We start from the raw sequence: 9,012 nt of genomic DNA, 5'->3' as shown, positions 1-9,012 counted from the left end.
AGGCAATACCGCCCCACACGCCGCACAAGCCGTGCAGCGGCCAGACACCCAACACGTCGTCTATGCGCCATTTGACCTGAGCGGCGGTAAAGCACCAGACAAACAACGCCCCCGCGATGGCGCCGGTCACCAGCGCTCCCACCGGATGCATCAGGTCGGAACCGGCGCAGATCGCCACCAGTCCCGCCAACGGTCCGTTGTGCAGAAAGCCGGGGTCGTTGCGCCCGACGATCAGTGCGGCCACCGTACCGCCCACCATGGCCATCAATGAGTTCACCGCCACCAGTCCGCTGACACCTGGCAGGGTTTGCGCGCTCATGACGTTGAAGCCGAACCAGCCAACAATCAGGATCCATGAGCCCAACGCCAGAAACGGGATGCTCGAAGGCGCGAACGCGACCAGCCGACCTTCGCGATAGCGGCCATTACGCGGCCCGAGCAACAGCACCGCCGCCAGTGCCAGCCAACCGCCCATGGCATGCACCACCACCGAACCTGCGAAATCATGGAAACCGGCGCCAAAACGCTCCAGCAGCCAGGCTTGCAAACCCAGGTTGCCGTTCCAGACCATGCCTTCGAAGAACGGATAGATGAATGCGACAATCAACGCGGTTGCACACAGCTGCGGGACAAACCGGGCGCGCTCGGCGATTCCTCCGGAAATGATCGCGGGAATCGCCGCGGCAAAGGTCAGCAGGAAAAAAAACTTCACCAGTCCATAACCATGGTCGGCATTGAGCACGGCCGCCGGTTGCATGAAGGTCACGCCATAAGAAATCCAATAGCCTATAAAGAAGTAGGCCAGTGTCGATACGGCGAAGTCGCTGAGGATTTTCGACAAGGCATTGACCTGGTTTTTCTGTCGCACGGTTCCGACTTCGAGAAAGGCAAAACCGGCGTGCATGGCCAGAACCATGACCGCACCGATCAGAATGAACAGCGTGTTGGAGCTATGGACCAGGGTGTCCACGGCGCTTTGCAGATTTTCCATGGGATGGGCAGACCTTATGGCAGAAAAAAAGCACCAAAGCAGTTCGCGATGGCCGCCCATGCACCAAGTTGCGGCTTCGAAGCATCAGGGGACTGATCTCGTTGAACCGCCTTGGTGCACAGACTCCGTCCGGGAAAAACGTGACCCGGACGTTTGCGCGAGTTTTTGATTGTTGGTCCTACGGTTTTACTGAAATCATGCCCGGCTATAGCGCAATGGTGCGGACCGGCGCACCACGACACAGCAAAAGTTGTACCAGTCATTTGTACTGAACCTTCGCAGAAGGCTCATACTCGAACGCATCAGAAAGCCACTTATGGAGATCCACCATGGCCCGCATCCAGGCAAAGACTGCTCAAGAAATCCTGATGAACGATTTTCAGACACTGGTCAGCGACACCGAACGGTTGCTGGAGCACACCGCGACCCTGGCCGGCGACCAGGCCGATGAGTTGCGCGAGCAGATTCACGACAGTCTCTTGCGTGCCCGTGAAACCCTGAAGCTGACCGAAGACTCCCTGCGCGAACGCGGCAAGGCGGCTGTCACCGCCACCGAAGACTATGTCCAGGCCAACCCTTGGCAATCGGTCGGGATCGCGGCCGGTGTGGGTTTCCTGATCGGCCTGCTGGCCAGCCGGCGCTGATATGTCGATCGGTGAATCCGGCCCGTCTGCGACGGGAACAAGCTCCTCATCGCGGCGCCTGGGTGCTGCCTTCCTGGGGTTGCTGCACAGCCATGTCGAACTGTTCGGCATCGAGTTGCAGGAACAGAAAGCCCGCACCGTCAGCCTGTTGCTGTTTGCCGGTCTGGCGCTGGTGTTTGCGTTGCTGCTGCTGGTAGGGCTGTCGACCCTGGTGCTGATCGTGTTCTGGGACACCTATCGCCTGACCGCCATCATCGGGCTCTGCGTGTTCTACACCCTCGCAGCCATATTCTGCGCGATGCGTTTGAGGGCAGCGATTTTCGATGAGTCCTCGCCCTTCCACGGTACGCTGGAAGAGTTGGCCAACGATCGGGAGCGCCTGCTGCCATGAACCTGCCTGAATTGCCACACAACAGCTCACGCACGGAAATGCGCAAGGCGCTGATTCGCCTGCGTATGGAAATGCACCGCCAGGAAATCCGCCACGAATCCGCGCAACTGCTGCAACCGTTGCGGCGGGTGCGCGGGATGACGCAGAACCTGCAGGACGGTTTCGGCATCAAACACGCTCCACTCTGGGGCGTGGCCGCCGTCACCTTGCTGGGCTTTCTGACCGGCAAGGGCGCAAAGAACGGTGGCGGCCTCAGCAGCCTGACCCGGCTGATCCGTCTCGGCAGCACACTGGGGCCGCTGATCAAACTGATCATGCAGGGGTCTTCGCGCAAAGACTGATCAGTTTCTTTCTGGCTACGCTCTTGCAGTGTCGACGGGATGCCCCCTCTCTATCGAGGGGGCGCAATCCTGTGCACCTGTCCGGTCAATTGCCCCCTGCGAAAAAAGTTCTTGCAAGGTGGCCTCGATATCGACGGTGCCCGGTTGTAGTTCCGCTTGCAGGTCATGACGCGAAACGGGAAGCTAGGCCATCAGTCACCTGACGGAGAGTCCCGCCTTGGATTGGCACACCCTGCTTACCCGCGAACGCCTCGGAAAGCCTCTGCACAGCCCTGAAGAACTCGGCCGCAGCCCTTTTCACAAAGACCACGACCGCATCATTTTCTCGGGGGCTTTCCGCCGCCTCGGGCGCAAGACCCAGGTCCATCCGGTGTCCAGCAATGATCACATTCATACGCGCCTGACCCACTCGCTGGAAGTCAGTTGCGTGGGGCGCTCGCTGGGCATGCGGGTCGGCGAAACCATCCGCAACGCCCTGCCCGACTGGTGCGAACCCAGCGACCTGGGGATGGTGGTGCAATCGGCCTGCCTGGCGCACGACATCGGTAACCCGCCTTTCGGCCATTCCGGTGAAGACGCGATCCGTCACTGGTTCCAGCAAGCCGCCGGCCGTGGCTGGCTGGATGCGATGAGTGAAGCCGAGCGCAATGACTTCCTGAATTTCGAAGGCAACGCCCAGGGCTTTCGGGTACTCACTCAACTGGAGTATCACCAGTTCGACGGCGGCACCCGACTGACCTATGCAACCCTGGGCACCTACCTGAAGTATCCATGGACGGCCAGGCACGCCGATTCGCTGGGCTACAAGAAACACAAGTTCGGCTGTTATCAGAGCGAGCTGCCGCTATTGGAGCAGATCGCCCATAAACTCGGCCTGCCACAACTTGAGGAGCAACGCTGGGCGCGGCATCCGCTGGTGTACCTGATGGAGGCCGCCGACGACATCTGCTATGCACTGATCGACCTGGAAGACGGCCTGGAAATGGAGTTGCTGGAGTACGCCGAAGTCGAGTCCCTGCTGCTGGACCTGGTGGGCGACGACTTGCCGGAGACCTACCGCCAGCTCGGTCCCGGCGATTCGCGTCGACGCAAACTGGCGATCCTGCGCGGCAAGGCCATCGAACACTTGACCAATGCCGCGGCCCGCGCCTTCGTCGAACAAACGCACGCACTGCTGGCCGGCACATTGCCTGGCGACCTGGTGGAGCACATGCACGGGCCCGCCAAGCGTTGCGTGTTGAACGCCAAAGACATGGCCCGCAAGAAAATCTTCCAGGACAAGCGCAAGACCCTGCACGAGATCGGCGCCTACACCACGCTGGAAATCCTCCTCAATGCCTTTTGCGGCGCAGCACTGGAGCAGCACAACGGCCGGACCCCGTCATTCAAAAGCCGGCGCATCCTTGATCTGCTGGGTAACAATGCACCCGACCCTCACGGCCCGTTGCATACATCGTTTTTGCGCATGATTGACTTCATCGCCGGCATGACCGACAGCTATGCCAGTGATATGGCCCTGGAAATGACCGGCCGTGCCAGCCACTGAGGTGCTTCGTTTGATCAGCCATTACGGCGTTCGTTTTGGCTGATCCCCCTTCAACTTCCAACAACACTCAAGTCTCGTCGAATCGCCCTACAACACATGGCGAGCGAACTGATCGCCTGTCCGACACTCTCGCGAAACAATCGCCCTCCCTCTGTTCGACAGATGAAGTGCGCACCATGGCCGAAGACGATCTACGCATCCTCGTGGTGGAGGACCATCCCTTCCAACTGATAGCCACTCAATACCTGCTGGAAAGTTATGGCTTCACCCGACTGACTACCGCCGACAGTGCCAAAAGCGCCATGCAGCAAATGCTCGGGGTCGACCAGCCGTTCGACATCCTTTTATGCGATCAATGCCTGCCCGAGCTGACAGGGCTCGATCTGGTCCGGTTCGCCAGTCAGCGAGGCCTGATCAGACAGGCGATCATACTGAGCAGCCTGACGACGTCTGAACTGGATGAACTTGTAAAAACGGCCACTGAACACGGGCTGCCATTATTGGGCTACCTGATAAAACCATTGAAACAATCTGAATTTAGAGACCTGTTGACCTTGGCACCAACATAAACAAAAAGCACCTATAAGAACCGACAAATACACAGCGTAAAACCTACAAACAACTTCCAAAAAAAACCCACCAGACCACCAAACTTCCCCAGACTTCCTAATAAGAAACCTAGTTAATACGTAGTCCAATTCCTTTTAATTTGTAGGATTTCTCCTATATTGCTGCTACAGCCCGGTCCGTTCATGCGTCCCTTCAAGTATCTGAGCTAAGGTGCGCGCTTTATTTGAGCTCGCATGGGACTTGATTATGAACTCCGTTTTTATTGTCGACGATCACCCGGTTATCCGCCTTGCCGTTCGAATGCTACTGGAACACGAAGGTTACAAAGTCGTCGGCGAAACTGACAATGGGGTCGACGCCATGCAGATGGTTCGCGAATGCATGCCGGACCTGGTCATTCTCGATATAAGCATTCCAAAACTGGATGGCCTGGAAGTGCTGTCCCGGTTCAACGCAATGAGTAATCCACCTAAAACACTGGTACTGACCGCACAATGCCCGACACTCTTCGGTATTCGTTGCATGCAATCCGGAGCCTCGGGTTATGTCTGCAAACAAGAGGACATCAGTGAACTGGTGAGTTCCATAAAAGCGGTATTTTCAGGTTACAACTATTTCCCGAGTGAAGCCTTGAACCCCATCCACGGAGATGAAACACGCTGCATCGAATTGGAACTGTTCAAGTCCGTAAACGACCGGGAACTGATGGTCCTGCAACTTTTTGCCCAAGGTCGCACAAACAAGGAAATCGCCAAGGGCATGTTTCTGAGCAACAAGACCGTGAGTACCTACAAAAAGCGCCTCATGCAGAAACTCAAAGCCAAATCCCTGGTTGAACTGATCGAGATGGCAAAACGTAACGCACTCGTGTGAGAACCTGGATGCCCAGCCGTTTGAAGGTCTATCTGATTCAAGTGACCGCAGGTCTATGCGTGAGCACCTCGTTGTTCGGAGCACCGGGCAATGAATTCTACACGCTGCTCAGTCGCGCGAAGGTCGGGGCGCTGGAGATTCGACTGGATGAATCCCAGCAACAATGGATAAACAACAGAAATCAACTGACGCTCGGCACGTCGGCCCCGGACTACCCCCCTTTCGACCTGACCACCAGTGGTCAAGACTATGAAGGCTTTACCGCCGATTACGCTGGCCTTCTGGAAAAAGCAACCGGGTTGCCGGTCAAGGTTCAGCGTTTCGAATCCCGAGGGGCCGCGATCACTGCGCTGCAGAACGGCGATGTCGATCTGCTTGGCACCGCCAATGGATTCGAAGCTGGAATTGCCGAGATTGCCCTGTCCATACCCTATGCCGTCGACCAACCCGTATTGGTGACCCGCGAGGGGGAAACCCGATCCCTCACCGATGGCCTGGCCGGATTGCGCCTGAGCATGGTGTATCACTATTTACCGCTGGCGGAAGTCAAGGCGTTGTACCCAAAGGCGATCATCACGTCCTATCCGTCCTACCAGAATGCGATCAATGCCGTTGCCTTCGATCAGGCGGATGTGTTTCTCGGCGACACGATTTCAACTCACTACATGATCAACAAGGGGTACTTGAACAACATCCGGATGGCCAACTTCGGCAAACATGAAGCCCATGGCCTCAGCTTTGCCGTCAACAGGAACAACCCCGAACTGCTCGGCATCATCAACGCGATGATCAGGGCCATTCCCTCCAGTGAGCGAGAAAACATCGCCAAACGCTGGAGCGCCGGCAGCGACATTCTGCTGACCGATCAAAAGCTGCAACTCACTGACCGGGAAGAACGCTGGCTGGCACATCACCCGGCAGTGCGCGTCGTCGTCAACGAAGCCTATGCGCCACTGACGTTTTTCGATAGCAATGACAACTTTCGCGGGGTCAGCGCGGATTTGCTTGAGCTGATCAGGCTGCGCACCGGCTTGCGCTTTGACATCCAGCGCAGTCGAAACGATGACGAGATGATCAAACAGATCAAAAACAACCAGGCCGATGTGATCGCCGCATTGCTCCCCAGTGCCAAACGTCAAACCCAACTGAACTTTACCCGCCCCTTTCTGGAAAACTCCTACGTCCTGCTGACCCGCAAAGCCGCCGACAGCCCGACCAACCTCGAGCAGTTGCAGGACAAGCGCCTGGCCATTGCCCGCGGCAATCCACTCATGGATTACCTGCGCATGGAATTTCCCCGGATCAGGTTGATCGAAGCTCCAGATACCTTCAGCGCCGTAGAGTTACTCGACGAAGGTCAGGCCGAGGGCGCGGTGAACTCACTGGTCATTGCCAATTACTTCATTTCCTCGCGGCTGTTCGAACACACCTTGCAAATCAGCACCACCATCGGCACCGAGCAGGCAGCGTTCTCGCTGGCCACTGCACGGGATGCCAAAGAGCTGAACGCCATTCTGAACAAGGCGCTGCTGAGCATCTCGCCGGAGGAACTGGGCATCATCAACAGTCGCTGGCGCGGCTATTCGGCGTCCTCGCAAAGCACCTGGCGCAACTATCAAAGACTGTTCTACCAAATCGTCATTGGTGCCGGTGCGCTATTGCTGATTTCCATTGCGTGGAACGACTACATGCGACGCCAGATCAAGCAGCGCAAGGCCGCCGAGCGTGCATTGAACGATCAGTTCGAGTTCATGCGATCGCTGGTCAATGGCACGCCCCATCCTATCTACGTACGTGATCGGCAGGGATTGCTGCAAAGTTGCAACGACAGTTACCTGCAAGCGTTCTGCGCCAGGCGCGAAGATGTCATCGGCAAAAGCGTCATGCAGGGGGCGATGAGCAATGTGTTCGAAGCCCGGGAGTACCAGGCTGACTATCAGCGCGTGGTGACCGAGGGCAGACCGTTGATCGTCGATCGCGAACTGCACATTGGTGGCCGGCGGCTGACGATCTATCACTGGATTCTTCCCTACCGCGATTCCAGCGCGACAGTGCAAGGCATTATCGGTGGCTGGATCGACATCAGCGAACGCCGGCAACTGCTGGATGATCTGCGTTGCGCAAAAGAACACGCCGATAACGCCAACCGGGCCAAAAGCACGTTTCTGGCCACGATGAGCCATGAGATCCGCACGCCGATGAATGCAATCATCGGCATGCTTGAACTGACACTCAAGCGTCTTGATCATCGGCACCCGGAGCGTCCGGCCATCGATGTCGCGTACAACTCGGCGAAAGGGTTGCTGGAACTGATTGGCGACATCCTCGACATTGCCAGAATCGAATCGGGACGCTTGAGCCTTAGCCCGGAGCGCGTCAATCCGGGTGAACTCGTGGCCTCGGTCGTACGGATTTTCGATGGTCTTGCCCGACAGAAGGAACTCGAACTGCAGCTGGAGTTTTCTTCGGCCAACCCGACCTTCGATGTGTTGCTGGACCCTTTGCGCTTCAAGCAGGTGCTGTCCAACCTGATCAGCAATGCCATCAAGTTTACCGAGCAAGGCAAGGTCCGGGTCATTGTCGACCTGCACCCGGCAATGGAGCCAGATCGTGTGCAAATGCGGGTGCAGGTTCACGACAGTGGCATCGGGATCAGCGAACAGGATCAACACCGGCTGTTCGAGCCCTTCGCCCAGGTCGACAACGCCACTCAATCGACCAGGGGGGGCGCAGGGCTGGGTCTGGTCATCAGCCGCAATCTCTGCGAGATGATGGGCGGCAGCCTGCAACTGCGCAGCGAGCCGGGTGTCGGCACTCAAGTGGAGGTATTGCTGCACCTGGAAACGTTACCGCTGCAACAATCTGCCCAGGTGGCCGAGACGCAAATTGTCGTCGCCACAACCCCATTGAATGTTCTGGTCGTCGACGATCATTCGGCCAATCGCTTGCTCACCTGCCAGCAACTGGAGTTTCTAGGCCATCGATTTACCGTCGCGGCCGATGGCCAGGAGGGATTGGAGGCATGGAAAGACCAACCGTTTGATCTGGTGATCGCCGATTGCAACATGCCGGTCATGAACGGTTACGAGCTGGCCCGTGCCATTCGCCAGCATGAAAGCCAAAACCATCGCCCTCCCTGCACTGTGCTCGGCTTTACCGCCAACGCCCAGCCGGAAGAAATACAACGCTGCAAACAGGCCGGAATGGATGACTGCCTGTTCAAACCCCTTAGCCTCGGTGCCTTGAGCCAGTGGATGGAAAACATTGAGCCCATCCATGCAACCCCGGCGTTCAGCCTGCACGGGTTGAAACTGCTGACCGGGGGCAACCCGATTTTGAACCGCAGATTGCTCAACGAGTTGGTCAACAGCAACCGCCAGGATCTGCAAACGCTGCAGTCCCTATCCAGCTGCGGGGATACGCAGGCGCTGCAGGACATTGCCCACAAAATCAAAGGCGCAGCCCGGATAGTGCAAGCCTCACCCCTGATCGACCGTTGCGAGGCGCTTGAAGCCGCCTGCCATGAGGATTTCGATCGCGAAAAAGTGGCCGGATGCTGCAAATCCATGGAACGCACCATGCTTGAGCTGGAGGAGGCGTTACTACGTCAGATCAAGCAATACGACGAAGGCGCAATGACAGAGCCTTAACTATGC

Annotated in this window: 8 protein-coding genes; 7 read left to right on the top strand and 1 reads right to left on the bottom strand. The window is 57.4% G+C overall.

The window, feature by feature from the left end:
* The coding region (locus BSF40_RS20075) for an ammonium transporter (protein ID WP_095966423.1) at window positions 1-991 on the bottom strand (991 nt) is incomplete at its 3' end.
* Between the two features lie 329 nt (window positions 992-1,320).
* Between BSF40_RS20075 and BSF40_RS20070 the strand changes: the two genes are divergently transcribed.
* The 7 genes from BSF40_RS20070 (at window position 1,321) to BSF40_RS20040 (ending at window position 9,006) form a co-directional block, all read left to right on the top strand.
* Window positions 1,321-1,635, top strand: coding sequence for a YqjD family protein (locus BSF40_RS20070; protein ID WP_007973485.1), 315 nt, complete (start codon window positions 1,321-1,323; stop codon window positions 1,633-1,635).
* A gap of 1 nt (window position 1,636) precedes the next feature.
* On the top strand, window positions 1,637-2,026 hold the full coding sequence (locus tag BSF40_RS20065; RefSeq protein ID WP_015094055.1) for a phage holin family protein: 390 nt from the start codon (window positions 1,637-1,639) through the stop codon (window positions 2,024-2,026).
* Window positions 2,023-2,367, top strand: a complete 345-nt coding sequence (locus BSF40_RS20060; protein WP_095966422.1) for a hypothetical protein — start codon at window positions 2,023-2,025, stop codon at window positions 2,365-2,367. The genes BSF40_RS20065 and BSF40_RS20060 overlap by 4 nt, the downstream gene beginning before the upstream one ends.
* A gap of 217 nt (window positions 2,368-2,584) precedes the next feature.
* Entirely contained in the window at window positions 2,585-3,913 is a 1,329-nt protein-coding gene (locus BSF40_RS20055; protein WP_095966421.1) for a deoxyguanosinetriphosphate triphosphohydrolase, read from the top strand.
* Between the two features lie 176 nt (window positions 3,914-4,089).
* Entirely contained in the window at window positions 4,090-4,482 is a 393-nt protein-coding gene (locus tag BSF40_RS20050) for a response regulator (protein WP_095966420.1), read from the top strand.
* 247 nt (window positions 4,483-4,729) lie between these two features.
* Window positions 4,730-5,356, top strand: a complete 627-nt coding sequence (locus BSF40_RS20045) for a response regulator transcription factor (protein ID WP_007973494.1) — start codon at window positions 4,730-4,732, stop codon at window positions 5,354-5,356.
* An 8-nt stretch (window positions 5,357-5,364) separates the two neighbouring features.
* The gene (locus BSF40_RS20040; protein ID WP_095966419.1) at window positions 5,365-9,006 is read left to right on the top strand and encodes a transporter substrate-binding domain-containing protein; all 3,642 of its coding nucleotides are present in this window, start codon (window positions 5,365-5,367) and stop codon (window positions 9,004-9,006) included.
* Window positions 9,007-9,012 lie beyond the last annotated feature (6 nt).

The sequence above is a fragment of the Pseudomonas sp. ACN5 genome (genome assembly GCF_002303975.1).
Classification (GTDB): domain Bacteria; phylum Pseudomonadota; class Gammaproteobacteria; order Pseudomonadales; family Pseudomonadaceae; genus Aquipseudomonas; species Aquipseudomonas laurylsulfatiphila.
Note: the sequence above shows the minus strand (reverse complement) of the source record. Positions and strands in the feature narration are given on the sequence as shown.